General features: G+C 69.2%; 16 protein-coding genes and 8 pseudogenes. 14 read left to right on the forward strand and 10 right to left on the reverse strand.

Annotated elements, in window-relative coordinates; genetic code table 11:
* Positions 1-51 precede the first annotated feature (51 nt).
* Together efeO and efeU are read right to left on the reverse strand one after the other, a co-directional pair.
* A pseudogene (efeO, locus tag KIV56_RS16800) lies at positions 52-1,237 on the reverse strand (iron uptake system protein EfeO).
* A 186-nt stretch (positions 1,238-1,423) separates the two neighbouring features.
* Positions 1,424-2,284, reverse strand: a complete 861-nt coding sequence (efeU, locus tag KIV56_RS16805; RefSeq protein ID WP_281534324.1) for an iron uptake transporter permease EfeU — start codon at positions 2,282-2,284, stop codon at positions 1,424-1,426.
* Positions 2,285-2,426: 142 nt separating this feature from the next.
* Here efeU and KIV56_RS16810 point away from each other — a divergent pair, with 142 nt between their 5' ends.
* The 5 genes and pseudogenes from KIV56_RS16810 to KIV56_RS16830 all read left to right on the forward strand — a co-directional run.
* On the forward strand, positions 2,427-3,512 hold the full coding sequence (locus KIV56_RS16810) for a PIG-L deacetylase family protein (protein ID WP_281534325.1): 1,086 nt from the start codon (positions 2,427-2,429) through the stop codon (positions 3,510-3,512).
* 132 nt (positions 3,513-3,644) lie between these two features.
* Positions 3,645-3,962 (forward strand): ferredoxin, encoded by a 318-nt coding sequence (gene fdxA / locus KIV56_RS16815; protein WP_104099174.1) that lies wholly within the window; start codon positions 3,645-3,647, stop codon positions 3,960-3,962.
* A gap of 6 nt (positions 3,963-3,968) precedes the next feature.
* Entirely contained in the window at positions 3,969-4,424 is a 456-nt protein-coding gene (locus tag KIV56_RS16820) for a hypothetical protein (protein WP_281534326.1), read from the forward strand.
* A gap of 12 nt (positions 4,425-4,436) precedes the next feature.
* Positions 4,437-5,078 (forward strand): aminotransferase class I/II-fold pyridoxal phosphate-dependent enzyme, encoded by a 642-nt coding sequence (locus KIV56_RS16825; RefSeq protein ID WP_281536198.1) that lies wholly within the window; start codon positions 4,437-4,439, stop codon positions 5,076-5,078.
* A 247-nt stretch (positions 5,079-5,325) separates the two neighbouring features.
* Positions 5,326-6,597, forward strand: a pseudogene (locus tag KIV56_RS16830) (citrate synthase); the annotation flags it as partial.
* Positions 6,598-6,676: 79 nt separating this feature from the next.
* On the opposite strand, the gene dapD reads toward KIV56_RS16830, so the two are convergent.
* Positions 6,677-7,657: a 2,3,4,5-tetrahydropyridine-2,6-dicarboxylate N-succinyltransferase gene (gene dapD / locus KIV56_RS16835; protein ID WP_281534327.1), complete on the reverse strand. Its 981-nt coding sequence runs from the start codon at positions 7,655-7,657 to the stop codon at positions 6,677-6,679.
* Between the two features lie 74 nt (positions 7,658-7,731).
* On the opposite strand from dapD, the pseudogene dapE reads away from it, so the two are divergent.
* The 3 genes and pseudogenes from dapE (at position 7,732) to KIV56_RS16850 (ending at position 10,470) form a co-directional block, all read left to right on the forward strand.
* Positions 7,732-8,860 (forward strand): annotated as a pseudogene (dapE, locus tag KIV56_RS16840) (succinyl-diaminopimelate desuccinylase).
* A 54-nt stretch (positions 8,861-8,914) separates the two neighbouring features.
* Complete coding sequence (locus tag KIV56_RS16845; protein WP_281534328.1) at positions 8,915-10,159, forward strand: hypothetical protein; 1,245 nt, start codon at positions 8,915-8,917, stop codon at positions 10,157-10,159.
* A 134-nt stretch (positions 10,160-10,293) separates the two neighbouring features.
* Positions 10,294-10,470, forward strand: a complete 177-nt coding sequence (locus KIV56_RS16850; protein WP_134535550.1) for a DUF3117 domain-containing protein — start codon at positions 10,294-10,296, stop codon at positions 10,468-10,470.
* Positions 10,471-10,578: 108 nt separating this feature from the next.
* Here the strand turns inward: KIV56_RS16850 and KIV56_RS16855 are convergent, their stop codons facing one another.
* Positions 10,579-11,211, reverse strand: coding sequence for an O-methyltransferase (locus tag KIV56_RS16855; RefSeq protein ID WP_281534329.1), 633 nt, complete (start codon positions 11,209-11,211; stop codon positions 10,579-10,581).
* Between the two features lie 85 nt (positions 11,212-11,296).
* On the opposite strand from KIV56_RS16855, the pseudogene KIV56_RS16860 reads away from it, so the two are divergent.
* Positions 11,297-11,559, forward strand: a pseudogene (locus tag KIV56_RS16860) (Sec-independent protein translocase TatB); the annotation flags it as partial.
* On the opposite strand, the gene KIV56_RS16865 reads toward KIV56_RS16860, so the two are convergent.
* Entirely contained in the window at positions 11,557-12,624 is a 1,068-nt protein-coding gene (locus KIV56_RS16865) for a helix-turn-helix domain-containing protein (RefSeq protein ID WP_281534330.1), read from the reverse strand. The pseudogene KIV56_RS16860 and the gene KIV56_RS16865 sit on opposite strands and share 3 nt — an antisense overlap.
* 123 nt (positions 12,625-12,747) lie before the next feature.
* Here KIV56_RS16865 and ppk2 point away from each other — a divergent pair, with 123 nt between their 5' ends.
* The 3 genes from ppk2 (at position 12,748) to KIV56_RS16880 (ending at position 15,085) form a co-directional block, all read left to right on the forward strand.
* Entirely contained in the window at positions 12,748-13,590 is an 843-nt protein-coding gene (gene ppk2 / locus KIV56_RS16870) for a polyphosphate kinase 2 (protein WP_281534331.1), read from the forward strand.
* A 111-nt stretch (positions 13,591-13,701) separates the two neighbouring features.
* A complete protein-coding gene (locus KIV56_RS16875) occupies positions 13,702-13,977 on the forward strand; it encodes an ATP-dependent DNA ligase (RefSeq protein ID WP_281534332.1) in 276 nt (91 codons plus the stop codon).
* Between the two features lie 115 nt (positions 13,978-14,092).
* Complete coding sequence (locus KIV56_RS16880) at positions 14,093-15,085, forward strand: bacteriorhodopsin (RefSeq protein ID WP_281534333.1); 993 nt, start codon at positions 14,093-14,095, stop codon at positions 15,083-15,085.
* 99 nt (positions 15,086-15,184) lie between these two features.
* Here the strand turns inward: KIV56_RS16880 and KIV56_RS16885 are convergent, their stop codons facing one another.
* The 3 genes and pseudogenes from KIV56_RS16885 to KIV56_RS16895 all read right to left on the reverse strand — a co-directional run bounded on the left by KIV56_RS16885 (position 15,185) and on the right by KIV56_RS16895 (position 18,480).
* Positions 15,185-16,330, reverse strand: a complete 1,146-nt coding sequence (locus KIV56_RS16885; RefSeq protein ID WP_281536199.1) for an Mrp/NBP35 family ATP-binding protein — start codon at positions 16,328-16,330, stop codon at positions 15,185-15,187.
* A 307-nt stretch (positions 16,331-16,637) separates the two neighbouring features.
* Positions 16,638-17,162 (reverse strand): annotated as a pseudogene (locus KIV56_RS19990) (DUF1003 domain-containing protein); the annotation flags it as partial.
* Positions 17,149-18,480 (reverse strand): annotated as a pseudogene (locus tag KIV56_RS16895) (magnesium transporter MgtE N-terminal domain-containing protein). The pseudogenes KIV56_RS16895 and KIV56_RS19990, both read right to left, overlap by 14 nt.
* A gap of 54 nt (positions 18,481-18,534) precedes the next feature.
* On the opposite strand from KIV56_RS16895, the gene KIV56_RS16900 reads away from it, so the two are divergent.
* Positions 18,535-19,191 carry a general stress protein gene (locus KIV56_RS16900; protein ID WP_281534335.1) on the forward strand — a complete coding sequence of 219 codons (657 nt, stop codon included), beginning with the start codon at positions 18,535-18,537 and terminating at the stop codon, positions 19,189-19,191.
* A gap of 83 nt (positions 19,192-19,274) precedes the next feature.
* Here KIV56_RS16900 and KIV56_RS16905 read toward each other — a convergent pair.
* Positions 19,275-20,823, reverse strand: a pseudogene (locus tag KIV56_RS16905) (aminopeptidase P family protein).
* A gap of 106 nt (positions 20,824-20,929) precedes the next feature.
* Between KIV56_RS16905 and KIV56_RS16910 the strand changes: the two are divergent.
* Positions 20,930-21,798 (forward strand): annotated as a pseudogene (locus KIV56_RS16910) (PHP domain-containing protein).
* A gap of 109 nt (positions 21,799-21,907) precedes the next feature.
* On the opposite strand, the gene KIV56_RS16915 reads toward KIV56_RS16910, so the two are convergent.
* Positions 21,908-23,425 (reverse strand): DEAD/DEAH box helicase, encoded by a 1,518-nt coding sequence (locus KIV56_RS16915; RefSeq protein ID WP_281534336.1) that lies wholly within the window; start codon positions 23,423-23,425, stop codon positions 21,908-21,910.
* Between the last annotated feature and the right edge of the window lie 153 nt (positions 23,426-23,578).

Consider the following 23,578-nt stretch of genomic DNA (forward strand, 5'->3'; position numbering starts at 1 on the left):
CGGCGCGCGGGAAGGGGCCATTTTTCCGCTTTCGCGAATCGCCACCCTTCATCACAGAACGAGGGCCGCGGTCAGCCGGCCGAGGGGTTCGGCGAGGGCGTTGACCTGGTCGGCGAGGCCCTTGACGGTGCCGGTGGACAGGTCGGTGTAGAGCACGAAGCCGTCGCCGACGCGCTGGGTGTCGAGGAGGGTCTGCAGGGCGGCGAAGCGGGTGTCGAGGGTCGCGGCGAGAGCGGCGTCCTTCTGCACGAGCACGTCCCGCACCCCGGCGTAGAGCACCCGGGCGCCGTCGACGTTGGCCTGGAAATCCCAGAGGTCGGTGTGCGACCAGACCTCCTCCTCGCCGGTGACCTTGCCGCTCGCGACCTCGTCGAGGAGGCCGATCGCGCCGTTGGTCTGCTGGGCGAGGGTGAAGGTGAGCGGCTGCACCTTCTCGTTCAGGGTCGCCGTGTCCGCGACGAGCAGTCCGGCCAGGCGGGCGCGCTCGGCGGCCGGGTATGCGGCGAAGCCGGCTTCGGCGTCGGCGGGCCAGAGGTCCTTCTCGATGGCGTGCCAGCCGGTCCAGTCCTGGCCTTCTTCGAGGTCGGCCTCGCGCAGGTCGAGCTTCGGGTCCAAGTCGCCGAAGGATTCGGCGACGGTCTCGACGCGTTCCCAGTGCGCGCGGGTGGCCGCATAGAGTCCGCGGGCGGTGTTGTCGTCGCCGGCGGTGTACGCGGCGGCGAATGCGGCGGTCCCGGTGACGAGCTGGCCGATCTGGTCCTTCACGTAGGAGGCGTAGTTGGTGTTCGCGGTGTCGATGCGGGCGACGAGGTCGGCCTCGCCCGGGGCGTTCGTCGCGGCATCCGCTGCGCTGGATGGGGTCACGGTGAACGGGGCCTGGCCGATGCCGGTACCGGTCATGCCGGGCTTGCACGCGGTGAAGTAGCTGCCGGCGCTCAGGTCGACGACGAGGGTGCGGCTGAGACCGGGGCCGATGTTCTCGGCCTCCCCCACGATGCGGAGCCTGGTCGTCGCCGAGGAGGTAGAACTCGGTGACCTGGTCCCCGGAGTTCGAGACGGTGAACGTCACGTTGCCTGCGGACGCCGTTGAGCCCGACACGGTGCAGGCCGTCGCGCTGCTGTCGACGGTCAGGGCGGCGTGCGTCGCTCCGGGCGCCGAGGCGTTCGGGACGCAGCCGGTGAGGGCGAGTGCGGTCGCCGCGACGAGGGCGGCGAGGGGAAGGAGGCGGGGCTGCATGGAGTCCTTAGGGCTGGCGAATGGTCGTGAGGGACGAACGGGCCGCCGGGCGGATGCCGGGAGCCCGGGCATCCATCGGTGCGGGATGGTCGGCGGCAGGGCGGGGTGTCGACGGGTCGGTGGAACAGGCGCCCGAACGAATTCGACGGAGTTTTGTTCGACGGGATTTTTCGGGTCTACGGCCCGTCAGGCCCCGGTCAGGACCTTGTCGGGCAGAGTCTCCGTCGACGTGGTGCGGGGGCGGCGGCCGCTGCGGACCGCCCGGACAAAGAACGTGAGCGTGGTGCCGACGTAGGCGACCCAGACCAGCAGTTCGAGCCAGGTCGTCGCGGGGGAGAAGTTGAGCGTTCCCTTGAGCAGGGTGCCGTACCAGCTGTCCGGCGGGATGGCCGCGCTCACGTCGAAGGCGATGCTGTGCAGGCCGGGCAGCACCCCGGCCTCCTGCAGGTCGTGCACGCCGTAGGAGAGCACGCCGGCCGCGACGATGATGAGGATGCCGCCGGTCCAGGTGAAGAATTTCGACAGGTTGATCCGCAGCATCCCCGAGTAGATCAGCCAGCCGAGCCCCGCTGCCGTGAGGATGCCAAGGGCCGCGCCGAGGAGCGGCAGGGTGGTCTCCCCGGTCGCCTGCACGGCGGCCCAGAGGAACAGCGCCGTTTCGATGCCCTCGCGGCCGACGGCGATGAAGGCGACGATGACCAGCCCGAGTCCGGTGCCGAGCAGGGACTTGTCGATGCTGCCCCGGAGCTGGCTCGAGAGGGTGCGTGCGGTGCGCAGCATCCAGAACACCATCCAGGTCACGAGCCCGGTCGCGGCGATGGAGAGCACACCGCCGATCGTCTCCTGCGCGGCGAACGAGAGGGTGGAGGTGCCGTAGGTGAGCAGGGCGCCGATGCCGAGCGCGAGGAGCACGGCGAGGCCGACGCCGGCCCAGATGCGCGGCAGAACGTCTTTCCGCCCGATCTTGACGACGTAGGCGACGAGGATCGTCACGATGAGTGCGGCTTCGAGGCCCTCACGGAGGCCGATCAGATAGTTTGCGAGCACGGTTTCCTGGTCTTCGGGAGCGGTCGAGGTTGGTAAGGCTATCCTTACTCGAGCGAGTCTACCGGCGGTCGTCCGGGAATGTCCAGTTATTATTCTCGGGTGGGTGTCCGCCAATCCGACCCTGGGGAGCTCATCGATGGTCATGTCCGGCAGTGCAGAACGTGTCGTCTTCGTGCACGACCGCCCCGGCGACGAGGTCTGGTTCACCGGCGGCACCATCGCCCGCCTGCGCGGGGATGACGCAGAGGTCGTCGTGCTCTTCGGCGCCCGGGCGCCCGGTGACACCGGCGACAGCACCTCGGGCGCGAGCTCCGATTCGCGCGCGGCGCTCTCCGCACTCGGGGTCAGCGACTGGCGCGTCCTGCCCGCGACAGCAGACCCGGCCGCAGCCGTTCGCGCCGTGCTCGACGAGGTCGGGGCGACGGCGATCGTGATCGGCGCGCGCAGCGAGGTGCTCCAGGTCGCCGCAACGGATGCCGCCCATTCTTCCCGTGTGCCGGTCTTCGTGAGCCGCGGGGTCACCGAGGCGATCGGGCAGCGGATCGTCGCGATCGACGTCAGTGATCACCTCGAGCAGAAGCTCGCCGCCCTCTCCGCGTACCCGGACCGGTGGACCGTGGATGGACGCGTCGTGTCCGCCGTCCGCCCGGGGGACCCGGCCGGGACGGTGACGGGAACCGAAACCTACCTGCGGGCCGCGCTGTCGGCCGCTGTCGGCGGCAGCCCCGAGGCATCCGCCGCCCGGACGCCGCCGGGAGCGGACCCGGAGAGTGCGGCGGAGGAGGGCTCCCCGCCGGACGTCGCGAAACCGGAGTCCCCGGCTCCGGCCGGCGCCTTCGCAACCGGGGCGTTGCGGGCCGTCGCGAGCCTCGTCGCGCTCGCCGCCGGCGTGGTCTTCGGGGTGCTCGGCACGGTGGCGCACCAGGCCACCGTCGTGCTCGGCCCCGTGACTGTGCCCATCGGTCTCGTGCTCGCGACCCTGGCCGCGAGCGCCCTGCTCGTCGGCCTCCGGCTCGTGCTCGACGACCGGGTGGTCGTGCTCGCGTGCACGATCGGCCTCGTCGGATCGATCTTCCTGCTGTCTCTGAAAAGCACCGGCGGCTCCGTGCTCGTGCCCGCCGGCCTCACCGGCACCCTCTGGACGGTGCTGCCGACCCTCGTCGCCTCGCTCGTCCTGGCGTGGCCGCGGCTCCCGCAGCGGAGGGCCCAGCCCGGCGGGGGCGCCTGAGCCGCACCCTGAGTCCCGACAGAGGGCTGAGTCCCGACAGAGGGCTGAGCCGCGACAGGGAGGGGGCTGAGTCCCGACGGGGGGCGCTTGACCTAGACTGGACGTTCAGCTTGTGAAGGGAGCTCCCCGCTCGTGACCTATGTCATTGCCCTGCCGTGTGTCGACGTGAAAGACCGCGCCTGCGTGGACGAATGCCCGGTCGACTGCATTTACGAGGGCGATCGTTCCCTCTACATCCACCCGGATGAATGCGTCGACTGCGGTGCCTGCGAACCGGTCTGCCCCGTCGAGGCGATCTACTACGAGGACGATGTTCCCGAGCAGTGGGCCGAGTACTACAAGGCCAACGTCGAATTCTTCGATGACATCGGGTCTCCCGGCGGCGCCGCGAAGGTCGGCGTGATTCACAAGGACCACCCGATCATCGCCGTCCTGCCCCCGCAGGTCTAACCAGCCGTGCTCAAGCCGCTCCCCGACTACCCGTGGGACCAGATGGCGCCGTACGCCGCCCAGGCCCGTGCGCACGCGGACGGCATCGTCGACCTGTCGATCGGGTCGCCCGTCGACCCGACGCCCGACGTCGTCCGCACCGCCCTCGCCGAGGCGACGGATGCGCACGCGTACCCGCAGACCGTCGGCACGCCTGAGCTTCAGGCCGCGATCGTCGGCTGGTACGCCCGCCGTCGCGGCGTCACCGGGCTGACGGCCGCCAACGTGCTCCCCACGATCGGCTCCAAGGAGAGCTCGTCGCCCTCCTGCCCTTCATGCTCGGGCTCGGCGAGGGGGACACCGTCGTGCACCCGCTTGCGGCATACCCCACCTACGCGATCGGCGCCGCGATGGCCGGATGCGACGCGTTCGCCTCCGACGACCCGGCCGCGTGGCCGTCCACGACGAGGCTCATCTGGCTGAACAGCCCGGGCAATCCCGACGGCCGCGTGCTGTCGGTGTCCGAGCCTGCGTGCCGCCGTCGAACGGGCGCGGGAGCTCGGGGCCGTCATCGTCTCCGATGAGTGTTATGCCGAGCTCGGCTGGGCCGGGCCCTGGGCGTCCGAACCGATTCCCAGCATCCTCGACCCGCGCGTGATCGGCACCGACCGCCGCAACGTGCTCGCGATCTACTCCCTCAGCAAGCAGTCGAACATGGCCGGCTACCGGGGCGCCTTCGCGGCCGGCTGCGCCGACGTGCTCGCCCGGGTGCTCACCGTGCGGAAGCACGCCGGCCTGATGCTGCCGCAGCCTCTCCAGGCCGCGATGGTCGCCGCCCTCGGCGACGACGCCCACGTGGCGGCGCAGCGCGAGAGGTACCGGGGCAGGCGTGCCGTGCTGCTGCCGGCGATCGAGGCCGCCGGGTACCGCATCGACCGGAGTGAGGCCGGCCTCTACCTGTGGGCGACGAAGGGGGTCGACTGCTGGCAGTCGATCGCCGAACTCGCCGGTCTCGGCATCCTCGCCGGGCCGGGATCGTTCTACGGGGACGGGTATCCGCACCACGTCCGATTCTCGCTCACGGCGACGGATGAACGTATCCACGCAGCGGCCGCTCGGCTCCGGTCGCTAGAGTAGCAACTGCCCACGGTGTACCCGGACCGGGTAACATCAACATTCTTGTAGTACTCCTCCGGTTAAACTGCCGAAAGTTTGGCGGATGCAACAGTAGGTGGCGGGGCCGATTAGGCTGTATCCGCTTGGACGTCTCCAGCCACACCGGTGTGCCATGGCGGCCACCCTCAGTCCGTAAGGCAGTGATTCAGTGACACTCAGTGATATTCAGGGAGGCGCCGTGAGCGACGTCGTACAGCGAACACCGTCCATCGATCCCCTGGGGGCGACACTCGCCTTCCCAGGGGGCATCGCAGAGTTCCCGATCGCCCACGGGACCGAGGGCCCTTCCGGCATCGACATCTCGACACTGACCAAGCAGACCGGGCTCGTCACCCTGGACTCCGGCTTCGTCAACACCGCGGCGACCCGATCGGCGATCACCTACATCGACGGCGGCAAGGGCATCCTGCGTTACCGCGGCTACCCGATCGAGCAGATCGCCCAGAACTCCAACTTCCTCGAGACCGCGTGGCTGCTCATCTACGGCGAGCTGCCGAGCGCGGGCGAACTCGAGGCGTTCGACAAGCGCATCCGCAAGCACACCCTGCTGCACGAGGACATGCGCCGCTTCTTCGACGTGCTGCCGTTCAACGCGCACCCGATGTCCGTGCTCGCCTCCGGAGTCTCCGCGATGGCCGCGTACTACCAGGACTCGCTCGACCCGAACGACCCGGATCAGGTCGAGACGGCCACGATCCACCTCCTCGCCAAGCTCCCGGTGATGGCGGCATACGCCCACAAGAAGAGCGTCGGCCAGGCCTTCCTCTATCCGGACAACTCCCTCGGCTACGTCGACAACTTCCTCAAGCTCATCTTCGGGACCCTCGCGGAGCCCTACGAGGTCGATCCCGTGGTGAGCAAGGCGCTCGAGCGCCTGCTGATGCTGCACGAAGACCACGAGCAGAACGCCTCGACGTCGACCGTGCGCCTCGTCGGCTCGACGGAGGCCAACCTGTTCGCGTCGGTGTCCGCCGGCATCAGCGCCCTCTCCGGTCCGCTGCACGGCGGGGCGAACGAGGCCGTGCTCAAGATGCTCGGTGAGATCAGGGCCTCGGGCGAGAGCGTCGAGAAGTTCGTCGAACGCGTCAAGAACAAGGAACAGGGCGTGCGCCTGATGGGCTTTGGCCACCGAATCTACAAGAACTACGACCCGCGCGCGACCCTTGTCAAGGAGAGCGCCGACGAGGTGCTCGCCGCCCTCGGCGTCAAGGACGACCTCCTCGACATCGCCAAGGAACTCGAGCACATCGCGCTCAACGACGACTACTTCCGCGAACGCAAGCTCTACCCCAACGTCGACTTCTACACCGGCGTCATCTACAAGGCGATGGGCTTCCCGACCAGCATGTTCACGGTCCTCTTCGCCGTGGGCCGCCTGCCGGGCTGGGTCGCGCACTGGCGTGAGATGAACGCGGACCCGACCACGAAGATCGGCCGTCCGCAGCAGTTGTACACGGGTTCCCCGGCCAGGGACTTCCCCGCCGCTAGGCGCACTCACAGAACGACGGATGCCCGGCACGCGATCGCGCGCCGGGCATCCGTTTTCGTCGTACCCGGGGTCAGGCGTGCAGCTGGTCGTTCAGGACGATGCCGTTCCCGCTGCGGGCGAGCACCTCGACGGCGCCGGACATCGAATTGCGGCGGAAGAGCAGGTTGGGTACCCCGGAGAGCTCGACGGCCTTCATCGTCTGCATGCGACCGTCCGCGGTGCGCGGCCGGTCGGGCAGGGACACCTTCGTGCCCGCCGTGACGTAGAGCCCGGCCTCGACGACGGAATCGTCGCCGATCGAGATGCCGATGCCGGAGTTCGCGCCGAGCAGGGCCCGCTCGCCGATGCGGACGCGTTCGGTGCCACCGCCGGAGAGGGTGCCCATGATCGAGGCGCCGCCGCCGATGTCCGCTCCGTTGCCGACGACGACCCCCTGCGAGATGCGCCCTTCGACCATGGAGACGCCGAGGGTGCCCGCGTTGAAGTTCACGAAACCCTCGTGCATGACCGTGGTGCCGGGGGAGAGGTAGGCGCCGAGACGCACCCGGGACGCATCCGCGATCCGCACCCGGTCCGGTGTGACGTAGTTCAGCAGCGGCGGGAACTTGTCCACGCCGCCGGCGTGGATGCCCGCACGCTGCAGCGCCGGCCGCAGCCGGTCGAAGTCTGCGGGCAGCATCGGTCCGGCGTTCGTCCACACCACGACGGGCAGGTGGCCGAAGATGCCGTCGAGGTTGATGCTGTTGGGCCTGACCAGCAGATGCGAGAGCAGGTGCAGGCGCAGGTAGGCGTCAGAGGTGCCCGCCGGCGGGGAGGCGAGGTCGATCTCGATCGTCACGGTCTCAAGGCGCACGGCACGCCGCGGGTCTGCCCCGGCGAGTTCGGAGACCGAGGCCGGCACGATCCAGCGGTCGCGGCCGACGGGCAGCGAGCCGAGCAGGGGAGCGGGGAACCAGGTGTCCAGGACCGTGCCGTCCTCGGCGACGGTGGCCAGGCCATAGCCCCAGGCGGTGGCGGGAACGGTGGACTGCGGGGACTCTGTCTCGGTCATTCCTCTAGATTAGTAGGGTGACCTTGACCCCCCAGCCCGCGTCCGTGCCCGTGAACCCGCCGGTGAACCCGTACGTGAACCCCGCACCGGATGCCGCGGGCGCCCGCCGTGCCGGACCGCTCGATCTGGCCGCATCCTCCGTCTCGATCACGCAGGCGATCTGCGACATCGAGTCCGTCTCCGGCAACGAGACCCCCCTCGCCGACGCCGTCGAACGGGCCCTGTCCGGCCTCGCGCACCTCGAGGTCATCCGCGACGGGGACACGATCGTCGCCCGCACCCAGCTCGGCCGCGCCCAGCGCGTCATCATCGCCGGGCACCTCGACACCGTCCCTGTCAACGGCAACCTGCCGACCCGGTTCGAGACCGTCGACGGCCTCGAACACCTCTGGGGTCGCGGCACGGTCGACATGAAGGCGGGGGTCGCCGTGCAACTCAAGCTCGCCGCGGAGCTCACCGAGCCCGGTCTCGACGTGACCTGGATGTGGTACGACCACGAGGAGGTCTCCGACGATCTCAACGGCCTCGGTCGGCTCGCCCGGAACCGCCCCGACCTCTTCGAGGGCGACTTCGCCATCCTCGGCGAACCCAGCAACGGCCAGGTCGAGGGAGGGTGCAACGGCAACCTGCGGATCGAGGTGCGCACCCACGGGGTCCGCGCGCACTCGGCGCGAAGCTGGGTCGGCGAGAACGCCATCCACAAGGCCGCGCCGATCCTTGCCATCCTCGCGGGCTACGAGCCGCGCTCAGTCGAGGTGGAGGGACTCGTCTACCGGGAGGGCCTCAACGCCGTCGGGATCAGCGGCGGCATCGCCGGCAACGTCATCCCGGACGCGTGCATGGTGCACATCAACTACCGTTTCGCCCCGAGCCGCAGGCTCCGCGGAGGCGATCGAGCACGTCCGGGAACTGTTCGCGGGGTACGAGGTCACCGTCGTCGACCGTGCAGAGGGCGCCCGCCCTGGCCTCGACGCCACGCTCGCCCGGGAGTTCCTCGCCTTCGTCGGGGCGGAGGCGCGCCCCAAGTACGGCTGGACAGACGTAGCCCGGTTCTCCGCCCTCGGCATCCCGGCGGTCAACTTCGGCCCTGGCGACCCGCTCAAGGCCCACGCCGACGACGAACGTGTCGCCGTGCACCAGATCACGGACTGCGAGGACGCCCTGCGCTCCTGGCTGACCGCGGCCCCGAGCCGGAAGCCCTAGACCGTGGCAGCGGAGGCCCCGCTCCGCCCGCCGAGGGGGAGACCGCCGCGCTCGGTGCGCGAGACGTCGCCCACCGCCCGGGTGGCGTCGTCTCCGGCGGTCACGCGGATGCTGCCGGCCCGCTGGCGCGCCCGCATCCGGCTGACCCCGTGGTGGGCCGTCGTCGTCGTCATCTGGGCGCTCTCCCGGATCGTGACGACGACGCTCGTCCTCATCCTCGCGCGGGTTCAGGGTGCGAACCCGTGGACCGGCGCCAGTCCCGGCTACTTCGACTTCGCCAACATCTGGGACGCCCGCTGGTACAACATCGTTGCCGTGTCCGGCTACCCGGCCGTCCTCCCCGTGACGAGCGCCGGCCACATCGGCGAGAACGCCTGGGCGTTCATGCCGGGATATCCCGCTGTCGTCCGGCTCATCATGGTCGTCACCGGTGCGCCCTGGGCTCCGGCCGCGGTGGTGGTCTCCCTGGCCTTCAGCCTCGGGGCCACCCTGCTCTTCTACCGGCTGATGCTGCGGGTGCAGGGCCGGGCCACCGCACGGTTCGCCGTGGTGCTGTTCTGTGTCGCCCCGCTGACCCCGATCCTGCAGTTCGGCTACGCCGAATCGATGTACCTGTTCTTCCTCACCCTCGCCCTCCTCCTGCTCCTCGAACGGCGCTACGTGCTGCTGTTCCCGGTGATCGCGGTGATGGCGCTCACCCGACCGAGCGGCCTCGCCTTCGCCCTCGCACTCGGCTTCCACATCGTGCATCGCTGGCTGACCCGGCGCAGCGACCCGTTCCCCGCCTCAGAGCGCCTCACCGCGGCATCCGTCACCGCCTTCAGTGCCCTCAGCGGCTTCGCCTGGCCGATCATCGCCTGGATCGCCACCGGATCGGCGACCGCGTACACCGACACGGAACTCGCCTGGCGGTCCTCGTACATCGGCTACCAGGAACTCGTTCCCTTCACGGCCTGGTTCCAGGGCGGGGCCTGGTGGCTCGGTACGCCGCTCGGCATCATCGTGGTGGCCCTGCTCGTCATCGGGTTCGCGGCGCTTCTGTTCGCCCCTGCGGTGCGCCGGCTCGGCGTGGACCTGCGGTTCTGGCTCGCCGCGTACGGTATCTACCTCTTCGCGGTGTTCTTCCCGCAGTCGAGCACCTTCCGGCTGCTGATGCCGATGTTCCCGCTGCTCGGCGCGATCGCGCAGCCGAAGCGGCTGAGCTACAGGATCGCGGTCGTGGTGCTCTGCATCCTCGGCCAGTGGGGCTGGCTCCTGGTCTGCTGGGGCGTCGATGGAAAGGACTGGACGCCGCCGTAGTCCGCACGTCGCCTCCCGGGACCGATTGTGACGGCCGGGGACTCCCGGAGAACCGGTCCCGACCTCGTGAATTTTCGTCTCGGGCCGGGATGGTCGATAATGGAAGCTCAGACGAATGAGTGGAAGGGGAGTTCATGGCGGCCATGAAGCCACGGACCGGAGACGGGCCAATGGAGGCTGTAAAGGAGGGGCGCCTGATCATTGTGCGTGTTCCGCTTGAGGGCGGAGGGCGACTCGTCGTCTCTGTGAACGACGCAGAAGCCAAGGAGCTTCACGATGCACTCGCCGGCGTAGTACGCCCGGTTGTCTAGCGTCGGAGATCACGTCTCCACCTCGTAGCCGAGGAGAATTACAGATCGGCCGTGCGGCTCTGCTGCACGGCCGATCTTCTGCGTACCGGGGACTTCCGTGTACCCGGGCTAGGCGCGCAGCTTGGTGATCTGCAGCAGGCCGTCGCCGACGGGGGACAGGGCGCTGATCACGGCGTTCGAGCCGCTGATCTCGCTGAGCAGGGTGCGGAACCCGGTGGCGACTTCGTCGCGCTGCGCCGGGTTCGCGACGCGGCCGCGCCAGAGGGCGTGGGCGACGAGCACGGTTCCGCCCGGCCGGGCCAGGCGCAGCCCGTGCTCGACGTATTCGATGACCGACTGCGGGTCGGCGTCGATGAAGACGATGTCGTAGGAGTTCTCGTTCATCCGGGGGAGGACGTCCGCTGCCTTGCCCGTGATCAGCCGTACCCGGTTCGCCGGGATCTTCGCCTCGGTGAACAGCGCACGGGCATGCTGCTGGTGGTCGACCTCGGTGTCGATGGAGGTCAGGGTCGCCCCCGGCGCCCCGGACAGGAGCCAGATGCCGGAGACTCCGGCGCCCGTGCCGACCTCGAGGATGCTGCGCGCGCCGGTCGCCGCGGCGATCACGGCAGATTGTGCCCCGACCGCGGGGGAGATCGCGTCGATCCCGAGCTCAAGCGACTGCTGGCGCGCCCGAATCACGGCCTCGGACTCCACGACCGAGTCGTCGGAAAATTTCCAGTTCAAATCTTTGTCTGACACGGTGCAACTCCAGTTTTGTATGGGTCCAGCCTACGGGCGCTCTCCGTCGGTCGGCGGAGGCCCCGCCGCGCGTTATCCTCAACCTATGTTTGGTTTGACGTTCGAGAAGCTCCTCCTGGTCGGGATTGTCGCCGTCTTCCTGCTCGGGCCTGAGAAGCTGCCCCACTACGCGGCCCAACTGGCGCGCCTCGTCCGGCAGGCTCCGGGACCTGGCCAATGGGGCCAAGGAACGTATGCGCGACGAGATGGGCCCCGAGTTCGACGACGTCGACTGGAAGAAACTCGACCCCCGGCAGTACGACCCGCGCCGGATCATCCGCGAGGCCCTCATCGAGGATGAGCCGCTCAAGGAACAGTCCGCCGTGGTGTCCCGGGTCTCGCCGAACCCGAACGGCGCATACCTGTCGCGGAAGCGGGCGAGGGAGAACGCCCTCGCGCCGGCGGAACCCGCTCCGTTCGACTCGGAGGCCACGTAGCGGCATCCGGCACGGTGGCATCCGATACGGGATGCGAGCTCAGGCACGGGCCTGCGCGGGCCGTTCGGTGCCGAGCCTGCGCGGCGAGCGCGTTCGCGGATGCACGCAGACGCAGCGTGAGCGCACCGAGTTCGGCCGTGCCCCACTCTCCGATCACAGCGACGCCGAGGGCGGCGATCACGCCGGGCGCCCGCACAGGGACCGCGAGGCAGGCGTTGCCGTGGACCGTGCCCTGGCGCGCGCCTGGGGCGTCCACGAGGCCGGGAGGCGTGACCCGGCCGGAGCGGCGCGTTGCCGTGTGCGTGCCGGCGGAGATGCCCGCGTCGGCGCGGCTCGGCGGGACGGCCAGCTGGGCAGTGTTCGAGCCGTTCGCCGCGTAGGCATGAGCCGCGCGCCCGGCGGGGATGCCGCGGGCGTCGGCCGCCCCGGGCGCGGCGTGGGCACCCGGCGGACGGCCGTGCGCGGCGAGGAACTCGGTACGCTGCTCGCGGCTGAGCTGGGCGAGGATCTGGCGTCCGAGTGCCGAAGCGTACGGACTCGTGCTGAGCCCCGTCCACGGCTCTGCCCTCGGGATGCCTGCGGCGTCGACGATGTCGATGAGGCCCACCGTCCCGTCGCTGAAGCGGGCGAGGTAGGCGGTCGACCCGTTCTCCGTGGCGACCTGGCGCAGGGTGTGGCGCACCCGGGCGAGAAGAACGCCGGCGTCGACGCCGCGGAGGCTCGGGAACCTGAGCCCGAGAACGAGGCCGTCGGGCTCCGCGACGAGATATCCCTCGTGCACGAGGGTCCTGGTCAGGTTGTACGCGGTGCCGAGGCTGAGACCGGAAGCCTGGGCGACGGCTTTGACGGGAATCGGCCGGTTGGCGCCCGCGACGATGTCTACGACCCTGAGGGCGCGCTGCACCGAGGAAATGAGGGTGCGGTGTTCCAGCATCATCCCGTTCCTAACCTGTCGCAAGCGACTGTTCGGAACAGGATAGACAGACTCGCCCGTGCCGGATAGAGCGATCCGGGTGGTTCTGGCTCCTAGGCTGTCATCACTGACAAGGAAAGGTCGGCGATGGCGAAGAAGACACGCACACCAGGCGGAATCCGGAAGTCCGAATACAACGCTGAATTGCGCAGGCTGCAGACGGAACTCGTCGCCATGCAGGAGTGGGTGCGCGAGTCCGGTGCCCGCATCGTCGTGATCTTCGAGGGCCGCGATGCCGCGGGCAAGGGCTCGGCCATCAAACGGGTCACCGAGTACCTGAATCCCCGGATCGCCCGGATCGTGGCGCTTCCGGTGCCGACAGACCGTGAGCGTGGCCAGTGGTATTTCCAGCGGTACATCGAGCACCTGCCGTCGACGGGGGAGATCGTCCTGATGGACCGCTCCTGGTACAACCGGGCCGGAGTCGAACGCGTGATGGGATACTGCACCCCCGACGAGTACCGCCGGTTCCTGCACCAGGCGCCTCTCTTCGAGCGGATGCTCGTCGAGGACGGGATCCTCCTCGTCAAGTACTGGTTCTCCGTCTCCGATCACGAGCAGGAGGCCCGGTTCCGCTCGAGGCTCAAGGACCCGATGCGGCGCTGGAAACTCTCCGAAACCGATCTGCTCTCGATCACGAAGTGGGTGGACTACTCCAAGGCCAAGGACGAGATGTTCGTGCACACCGACATCGCCGAGGCACCCTGGTGGGTCGTCGAAAGCGAGGACAAGCTCGCGGCCAGGCTCAACATGATCAACCACCTGCTCTCGATCGTGCCGTACGAGCACCGGGAACCGCCGCGGGTCTCGATACCGCACCGGCCGCACGGCGCCGACTACGAGCGTCCCCCGCGAGAACTGAACCGGACGGTGCCCGACCACGCCGGCAACCTCGGAAAATTCCCGGACCAGTCCGAAAAGTCCGGATAATAGGTCGGAGGGGATTCGTCCGTTAGAGTGAGCCGTCCGGAGGGGGATCTCATGGGTACTTTGCTGTACGGCAGTCCAGGAATCGTAGTCAGTTTCGAAGATCGCGCGCTCATGCACCTGCAGATCGTCATCACGACGAAACTGAGGCGCCGGGAGGGCTTCATTTTTTCGTGGACGGAGTCGACAGATGACGAGACCGAGAGCGGGCGGAGCGGCATCTGGCTCGATGCCAGCAGCATCCTCTACTACCGGTATTCGGTCAGTCGAGTGCCGAACATCAACCGGGACTGGATCGAGAGGCTGATGGTGTCCGCGAACAGCGCGGGCGGCCTCTTCTTCTCGGTGGAACCGCCGCCGGTTGTCCCGGTCCCCAAGTCGCGCTACTGAAGCCGCGTTCCTGTCACTCACGTTCCCCGAGCCGCGTTCCTGTCACTCCAGTTCCAGTCACTCACGTTCCTGTCACTCACTTTTCGCACAGCACCGTCGCAGATGAAGGGTATCCGTGTCCGTCCGATCCCTGGCCGCACCGTGGGAGGCCGCGCTCTCCCCGGCGCAATACCAGCTCATCTGCTACTTCGTGGGCATGGGAGCCCTGTGCTTCTTCGTCGGGTTCCTCAGGGCCTGGGTGACGCGCGGAGAGGTCGGCGCCCGGTACCGTACCGCCGTCATCGCCCGGCTCGGCATCATGAGCGCCATGTTCCTGTCCTACCTCGTCCTCCTGTCCGGCCTGCTCTTCGGGTATACCCGTGAAGGCGCGGAATTCGTGCCCAACGGCCTGGCTCTCCTCACCTTCGGCGTGCGCTACGTCGAGTGGTCGGTTGCGGTTCCCCTCGTCGTCATCGAGCTCCTCGCCGTGTGCGTGGTCCTCGGCGGCGCGGCCCGGCGCATCCGCCTGATCGCCATGGCCGGCGGTTTCTTCATGGTGTTCCTGGCGTATCTGGGCGCGATCGTCGCCTCGGGGGGCACGGATGCCGCCGCGCTCGTCGGGTGGGGAATCGCTGCCGGAGTGTTCTGGCTGGCCACGACGGCCCTGCTCGCAATCGTGGTGCGGCGGTCCCTGCCCGCGCTCACGGTGGATTCGGCCGCCCTGCTGCGCTCCGCGACCATCCTGCTGCTGTCCTCTTGGGTCCTGTACCCGATCGTGTACGCGCTGCCGCTCGTCGGGTCCGGTGGGACGCTCGTCGTGGTCATGCAGGTCATGCTCACCGTCGCCGACATCGTCGCGAAGATCTGGTTCGGCGGGGTGCTCCATCGCGTGGCCAAGCTCCGGACCGCTGAGGACGTGCGTGCCGGCCGTGACGTGCACCCGGAGGCGATCTGGATCTCCTCGGTCAAGCAGTCGGACGCCGGCAAGCCGCGCGAGGTGTACCTCGCCGCCGGGGCGGCCGTGCACCTGCGCCGTCCGCAGCCGCCGACGAGTACGGCCGCGCCGACCTCGCAGCCCGAACTGTTCGCCGACCCGCAACCCGAACTGTTCGCCGACCTCGAAACCTAGAGTCCTTCCTATGCTGAGGTGTCGCATATCGACGTTCGCGGGCCGCGGGAACCTCGATCTGCGACACCTCACGCCCGGGCGCGCAAGCGGTGACCGGCGTTATTTGAGGGAGACGCCGAGGCTGCGGCCGGAGAGGCCGCGGGAACGGGAGAAGAGCCGTTCGGCGACCGCGTCGATCGCGAGGGCGGCCGGGTCGAGCGGGTCGCTCAGCACGACCGGGCGACCGTCGTCGCCGCCGGTGCGGAGCGGCACGCTGAGCGGGACGCTCGCCAGGAGCGGCACCGGCGCGTCCTGGCCGGCCGAGAGCCGCCGTGCGACCTCGGCACCCCCGCCGGCGCCGAAGAGCTCGAGCAGGCTGCCGTCGGGCTGGCGCACTCCGGACATGTTCTCGATCACGCCGAAGATGGTCTGACCGGTCTGGCGGGCGACGACGCCGCTGCGTTCGGCGATGTCCGCCGCTGCGGGCTGCGGGGTCGTCACGACGATGACCTCGGCCTGGGGGAGCAGCTGGCCGATCGAGATGGCCACGTCGCCGGTGCCGGGCGGCAGGTCGAGCAGGAGCACGTCGAGGTCCCCGAAGTAGACCTCGGTGAGGAACTGGGTGATCGTGCGGTGCAGCATCGGCCCGCGCCAGGCGACGGCGACGCCGCCGTCCTCGACGAACATGCCGATCGAGATGACCTTCACGTCGTAGTTGATCGGCGGCAGGATCATGTCGCCGACCCTGGTCGGTTTGACCGCTGTCCCCTTCGCGCCGTCGATGCCCGGCGTGACGAGGCCGAGCAGTCCGGGAATGGAGAAACCGTAGACATCCGCATCGACGACGCCGACCTTGAGACCGCGGGCGGCGAGCGCGACGGCGAGGTTCGCGGTGATCGTCGACTTGCCGACGCCGCCCTTGCCGCTCGTGACGAGGTAGACCCGGGTGAGTGAGCCGGCGCCGAACTGGGTCGTGCGCGCGGCCGCGCCGCCGCGGAGCTTCTCGGTCATCGTTCGGCGCTGTTCGCGGGTCATCACGCCGACCGAAACGGTCACGGCGCCGGGACCGGCCACGGACTCTGCCGTCTCGAGCACGTCGCGTTCGATCTTGCGGGCGGCGGGGCAGCCGGCGATCGTGAGCAACAGGTCGACAGTGGTGTGCCCGTTCTCGGTGTGCACCCCCGCGACCATGCCGAGCTCGGTGATGGGCTTGCGGATCTCCGGGTCGATCACCCGGGCGAGCGCAGCGCCGACCCGGGCGGCGATCCCGGCGGGCTCGGCGGAGGCCGTTCCCGGTGCCGTGGGCGAGTCAGCGGCCAATCGGGGGTCGCTCCTCGATGCTTCGGGCGGACGCCGATGACGCGGACGCCGATGACGCGGCGGATGCGGCGGGCTTGGTGGGCGCCGCCGGTGCGGCCGAAACGGCGGGTGCCGCTGGGGACTCGCCGGTGCCCGTCGACCGGGCCGTCGCGGGGGAACTTGACCGGTCCTGGCCCGGCTCGCGGTCGTGATCGTGGTCGTGGTCGATTTCCCGGTCGCGGTCGCCCTTGCGGGAGCGTTTGCGGCTGCGCTTCTCCTCGTCTTCTCGCTGTTCGAGGTTCTCGAGGAGGGCGCGGAGTTCGCTGCGGAGGAAGTCGCGGGAGGCGAGGTCCTTCATGCCGAGGCGGAGGGCGACGACCTCGCGGGCGAGGTACTCGGTGTCGGCGAGGTTGCGTTCGGCGCGCTGCCGGTCCTGCTCGAACTGGACCCGGTCGCGGTCGTCCTGGCGGTTCTGCGCGAGCAGGATCATCGGGGCGGCGTATGAGGCCTGCATCGAGAGCACCAGGGTGAGCGCGATGAAGCCGAGCGCGACGGAGTCGAAGCGCCATGCGACGGGGGCGAGGGTGTTCCAGCCCATCCAGAAGAGGACGAAGAGTGTGAGTCCGAGCAGGAACCACGGGGTGCCCATGCCGCGGGCGATGGCCTCTGTCAGCCGGCCGAAGCGGTCGCTCGACGGCCGGTCACGGTTGCGGTTGCGGTTCCGGGTGCGGGAGAGGGGTGCGACGCGCAGGCCCTTGGGCGAGTCGAGGCGCTGATCCGAGCGATCACTTCGGGCCATTGCCGGTCCTCCGTCCGTGTGGGAGCGGGATGCTGCCCGTCTTCAGCTCACTGCGGGCGGCTGCCCTGCGGCGTACATCGTCATTGCCGTCGTGACTTCGCCAGTCGTCGGGCAACAGGTAGTCGAGGACATCGTCAATTGTCACCACCCCGACGAGTCGGTGGTTGTCGTCGACAACGGGAACGGAGACGAGGTCGTAGCTCGCGAGGATCCGGGTGACCTCCGCGGCGGAGGTGTCTGCGGTGACGGGATCGAGACCCTGGTCGAGCAGCGTGCCGAGGCGCTCGTGGGGCGGGTAACGCAGCATCCGCTGGAAGTGCACCATGCCGAGGAAGCGGCCGGTCGGCGGCTCGTACGGCGGCAGGGTGACGCAGATCGCCGCGCCGAGCGCTGGCGCGAGGTCGTGGCGACGGATAAGGGCGAGGCCTTCTGCGACGGTCGCGTCGGCGGAGACGATGATGGGCTCCGTCGTCATCAGGCCACCGGCGGTGTCCGGCGCGTAGGTGAGCAGGAAGCGGACGTCGTCGGCTTCCTCCGGTTCCATCAGGTCGAGCAGCTGTTCGCCGTGTTCTTCCGGCAGCTGCGCGATGAGGTCGGCTGCGTCGTCTGGCTGCATGTGGTCGAGCACATCGGCCGCACGGGCGTCGCCGAGCCGGGTGAGGATGGCGACCTGTTCGCTCTCGGGCATCTCTTCGAGCACGTCGGCGAGGCGGCCGTCCGGGAGTTCGCTCGCGACCTCGTGCATGCGCTCGGGGGAAGGTCGAGCATCGTATTGGCGAGGTCGGCGGGCTTGAGGTCCGAATAGGTCGCGATGAGCTGCTCGGCGGACTGGGCCTGGCCGACGGTGGTCTTCTCGCGGACGTCGCTCCAGGTCGCGAACGTCGTCGCGCCCTTCGCGAAGAGTGAGACGCTCGCCTTGGGGCGGCGGACGAAGAGCTGGGCGATCTCCCAGGCTCCCTGCTTCGTCTCCTCGATCGAGACGTCCTCGACGGTCGCCTCGCCGGAGCCGTCGTTGAAGATGACCTCCCGGCCGAGGAGCCTCTGCGATGACCCGGACCTCGCCGCCGCGCTGTTCGAAGCGGCGCACGTTGATCAGTCCGGTCGTGATGATCTGGCCGGAGCCGATGCTCGTGACCCGGCTCATCGACACGAAGACGCGGCGCTTGCCCGGGATTTCCACGATGAGTCCGACCGCGAGGGGCGGATCGTCTTTTCGATAGACCACGAGCACATCACGGACCTTGCCGACGCGGTCGCCCGCGGGGTCGAAGACGGAACACCCGGCCAATCGGGCAACGAAGACTCTGGTGGCAGTCACGTTACAAATGTAGGCCACCTGCGGCCCTTCGGCGTGCTGTGGAAGAATGGCGGCATGAGCAATCAGAACCCTTTTGGCAATCGCGGTCCCGCCCTGTTCCCCGTTCTGCCCAAGGGCGAGGTGCTCGCGACCTATGAAACGTATGCCGAGGCGCAGGCCGCCGTCGATACTCTCGCCAAGGCCGATTTCCCTGTGAAACAGCTCTCGATCGTCGGCAACGACCTCAAGACCGTCGAGCGGGTCACCGGCAAACTGACCTGGGGCCGTGTCGCACTCGCCGGGGCTGCGTCCGGTGCCTGGCTCGGGATCTTCTTCGGCCTGCTGTTCTTCATCTTCTCGCCGACCGGGGCCGGCCTGCCGTTCGTGCTCGCCGCCGTGCTGATGGGCGCCGGCTTCGGAATGCTGTTCGGCGTCGTGAGCTACGCGCTCAACCGCAGGCGCCGCGACTTCACCTCCACGATGCAGGTGATGGCGAGCAGCTACCAGATCATCGTCGAGGCCGCCCTTGTGAACAAGGCGCGCAACCTCCTGCACGGCACCGCGGAGCCGGTCGCGGTCCGGCACATCGATCCGGAGCCTGCCCAGCCGGAGCCGGCGGAGCCCGCGGCGCCGGCGGCGCCCGCTGCGCGACCGGACCAGCCCATCCCGCCGTACGGCCAGTTCGCCCCGCCGGCAGCCCCGGACGCGTCCCCCACCGCATCCACCGACTAGCCACAGCTCGCGAAAGCGGGTGAATCGTCGGTTTGACTGCGTCAGAACGACGATTCACCCGCTTTCGCGGTGAGTCGGGCGGGTCAGGCGGTGAGAGCGGCGATCCAGGACTCGACGTCGTCCGCGGTGCGGGGGATGCCGACGGACAGGTTCTCGGCGCCCGTCGCGGTGATGAGCACGTCGTCTTCGATGCGGACACCGATGCCGCGGAATTCGAACGGCACGGTCAGGTCGTCCGGCTGGAAGTAGAGGCCCGGTTCGATCGTGAAGATCATGCCGGGCTCGATCACGCCGTCGAGGTACATGTCCCGCCGCGCCTGCGCGCAGTCGTGCACGTCGATGCCGAGGTGATGGCTCGTCCCGTGCACCATGTACCGGCGGTGCTGCCCGTTTTCCGGCTTGAGGGCCTCCTCCGCGGTGACGGGAAGCATGCCCCACTCAGCGGTCCGGCGGGCGATGACCGCCATGGCGGCGGCGTGCACCTCGCGGAAGATCGCGCCCGGCTTTGCGACGGCGAATGCGGCATCCGCTGCCTCACGCACAGCCTCGTACACGCGGCGCTGCACGGGGGAGAAGGTACCGTCGACGGGGAGGGTGCGGGTCACGTCGGCTGTGTAGTAGCTGTCGACCTCGATGCCCGCGTCGAGCAGGATCAGGTCGCCGGGGTTGAGCGGGCCGTCGTTGCGGGTCCAGTGCAGGATGCACGCGTGCGGGCCGGAGGCCGCGATCGTGTCGTAGCCGACGGTGTTGCCGTCGACACGCGCGCGGGTGTTGAAGACGCCTTCGACGAGGCGTTCCCCGCGTTCGTGGGAGCTCGACCGGGGCAGGTCGCGAATGACGTCCTCGAAGCCCCGTCCGGTGGCCGCGATTGCGAGGCGCATCTGGGCGATCTCGTAGGAGTCTTTCACGAGGCGCAGGCTCGGACAGGTCGCGGGCGAACCGGTCGTCCGCCTCGTGCTCACCGTTGACCTCGAGGCTGAACGGGGTGTTCGTGGCGTTGTCGCCGAGCACCTTGTCCGCGGCGAAACGGAGGCGGCCTTCGTCGACGGCCACGGTGAAGGCCGGGTCGGCCTCGCGGATGACGAGCGTCTCGGTGTCGACGACCCTGAGCACGGAGTCGAGGTCGGCGATGCCGCGCACATCGATGCCGAGGTCGCTCGCCACCTGGGCGATGGAGGGGCGCGGGCCGATCCAGAATTCGCCGATGTCAGCGTTGGCGTAGAACTCGTCGGAGTCGCGTCCGGCGCGCTCACGGAAGTACAGCGTCGCGTCGTGCCCGGTCGACGTCGGCTCGAGCACGAGAACGGCCCCTGGCTCGGAGTCGCTGCCCCAGCCGGTGAGGTGCGAGAAGGCGGAGTGGGCGCGGAACGCGTAGTCGGTATCGTTCGAGCGCTGCTTGAGGCGCCCGGCCGGCACGATCAGGCGCTGCCCCGGGTACATCGCCGACACGCGGGCGCGTCGGGCCGCCGCGAACGGCGCCTGTTCGCGGGCCGGTGGGAGCGTGTCTGTGCGCTCGGCCCAGCCGCTCGAGATATAGGACTTGAAGCCGTCCGACCCCGGTGTCGTCGAACGGTTCTCGTTCGGGCGGGGCTTGGCGGTGACGGTGGGCGCGGTTTCGGTGGAAGTGGCCATTGACCCATTGTCCCATTGCCCGTGTCCCATTGCCCGCTGGTTCTTCGGCGAGAGCCGTCGGGCGGGGTCGGGCGGCTCGCGCTCACGGCGCAACTAGCATGGGGACATGGCAGGCGAACGGCAATTTCAGGGTCCCATCGACCTGCACGCGCACTCAAGCGTTTCGGACGGCACGGAAACCCCCTCCCAGCTGGTGCGGGCCGCTGCGGCCGCTGGTCTCGGCACTGTCGCGCTGACTGACCACGACTCCACGGCGGGCTGGCACGAGGCCGCGGAGGCGGCGCGCAGCGCCGGGATCACGCTCATTCCCGGAATGGAATTCAGTACTCGGGTCTCCTCCGCGAGCGTGCACTTGCTGGCATATCTTTTTGACCCGTCGGATGCCGGAATCGTCGCGGAGACTGCACGGGTGCGGCAGGCCCGACTTGTCCGCGCCGAGGAGATGGTCGAGCGGATCGGCGTGGACTACGCACTGACCTGGGACGACGTTCTCGCCCAGACCACGCCGGATGCGACGGTGGGCCGCCCGCACATCGCCGACGCCCTGGTCGCTCGCGGCTTCGCCCTGACCAGGAGCGAGGCCTTCGCGGGCATCCTGCACTGGGAGTCCGGCTACTATCAGCCGCACTACGCCCCAGACCTGGTGCGCGCCGTCGGGCTCGTCGTCGCCGCGGGGGAGTGCCCATCATCGCGCACCCAGCGACCCGCGGCGCGGGCGACGTCATCCCGGAGGCCAGGCTCGCCCGCCTCGTCGAGGCCGGGCTGTTCGGTCTCGAACTCGAGCACCGCGAGAACAAGACGGCGGCGAAGGCGCGGCTCTATTCGCTCGCGACCAAGTACGGGCTCGTCGTCACGGGGTCGAGCGACTACCACGGCGAGGGCAAGCCGAACCGCCTCGGGGAGAACACCACGACGCCAGAGGTGCTCGACCGCATCCTGAAGCAGGCGACCGGCTCGGAGCCCATCTTCGCCTAGCCCCCCCGTGAGGTGTCGCAGATGTTGCCGGTTGCCGCACGCAGAAGGGCGCGGCCGCCGAAGCGGACGCGCCCTGTTCTGGCAGCGGAGAGGGTGGAGGCCGGAGCGGTTAGTTGGCTCCGCCGGCCGCGGGGGCCGAGCGGCGTGAACGGCTGCGGCGGCGCGGTGCGCTGTTGCCGTCGTGGTGCTGGGCTCCGCCACCGTCGTGGGTGCCGGCTGCCGGGGTCACGGCGGGGGCGTCGGGGTTGGTGGACTGGCTGACGCGGGTACGGGTGCGAGCGGCGCCCGAGCGGCCGGCGTCTGCGGTGCGGCCCGAATCGGAGCGAGCTCCGTCGCCGCCGCGGCCCGAGCCGCCGGAGCGGCCGGCGCCACCGGTGCGCCCGGCGCCGCCGGAGCGGCCGGAGTCCGAGTGTCCGGTTCCCGCGGCGTGCTCGCGCACGGGGGAGACGCGCAGGCGCCCCTTGGAACCGACCGGGATGTTGAGGTCGGAGTACAGGTGCGGTGAAGAGGAGTACGTCTCGACGGGGACCGGAACGCCGAAGTCGAGCGCCGTGTTGATCAGCGTCCACTTGTGCATGTCGTCCCAGTCGACGAACGTGACCGCGATGCCGGTCTTGCCCGCGCGGCCGGTGCGCCCGACGCGGTGCAGGTACGCCTTCTCGTCCTCGGGGATGGTGTGGTTGATCACGTGGGTGACATCGTCGACGTCGATTCCGCGAGCGGCGACATCCGTTGCGATCAGGATGTCCTTCTTGCCGGCCTTGAATGAGGCCATGGCGCGTTCGCGCTGGTCCTGGTTGAGGTCGCCGTGCACGGCGGTCGCGTTGAAACCGCGGTCACCGAGCTCTTCGACGAGCTTGGCCGCCGCGCGCTTGGTGCGGGTGAAGATCACGGTCTTGCCGCGGCCCTCCGCCATCAGGATGCGGCCGATGACCTCGTCCTTGTCCATGCTGTGCGCACGGTAGACGATGTGCTGGATGTTGGCCTGCATGAGACCCTCGTCGGGCTCCTGCGCACGGATGTGGATGGGCCGGTTCATGAAGCGGCGGGCGAGGGCCACGATCGGGCCGGGCATCGTCGCGGAGAAGAGCATGGTGTGCCTGGTCGACGGCGTCTGGGCGAAGAGCCGCTCGATGTCGGACAGGAAGCCGAGGTCGAGCATCTTGTCCGCCTCGTCGAGGACCATCTCGCGCACATTGGAGAGGCTCAGCAGGTGCTGGCTCGCGAGGTCGAGCAGGCGGCCCGGGGTGCCGACGACAATCTGGGCGCCGGCCTTGAGCTGCTCGATCTGGCCCTCGTACGCCTTGCCGCCGTAGATGGACACGATCTTGGTGTTGCGGTTCTGCGACGCCATCTCGAGGTCTTCGCTGACCTGCACGCACAGTTCGCGGGTCGGGACGACCACGAGCGCCTGCACGCCGGGCTCGGGGTCGAGGCCGAGGCGCTGGATGAGGGGGAGGCCGAAGCCGAGGGTCTTGCCGGTGCCGGTCTTGGCCTGGCCGATGATGTCCTGGCCGCTCATCGCGAGCGGGATGGTCTGGAGCTGGATCGGGAACGGCTCGAGGATGCCTTTACTGGCGAGAGCGTCAACCAGGTCCTGGTCGATATTGAGTTCGGAGAAAGTCACGAAAGTTTGCCTGTCATTAGCTGGAAACGGAAATGCGCCCGTCTTCTGCCTCGGGCACCAGCCACCGATCCATGCCGATGGCTGGTCTCACCTTACCGGGCGGTGTCTGGGAAGCAGCCGAAGCCACGCGGACGGGCGTGTGTCCGGCCGCGC

The organism is Cryobacterium breve (genome assembly GCF_027594785.1).
In the GTDB taxonomy this organism is placed as follows: domain Bacteria; phylum Actinomycetota; class Actinomycetes; order Actinomycetales; family Microbacteriaceae; genus Cryobacterium; species Cryobacterium breve_A.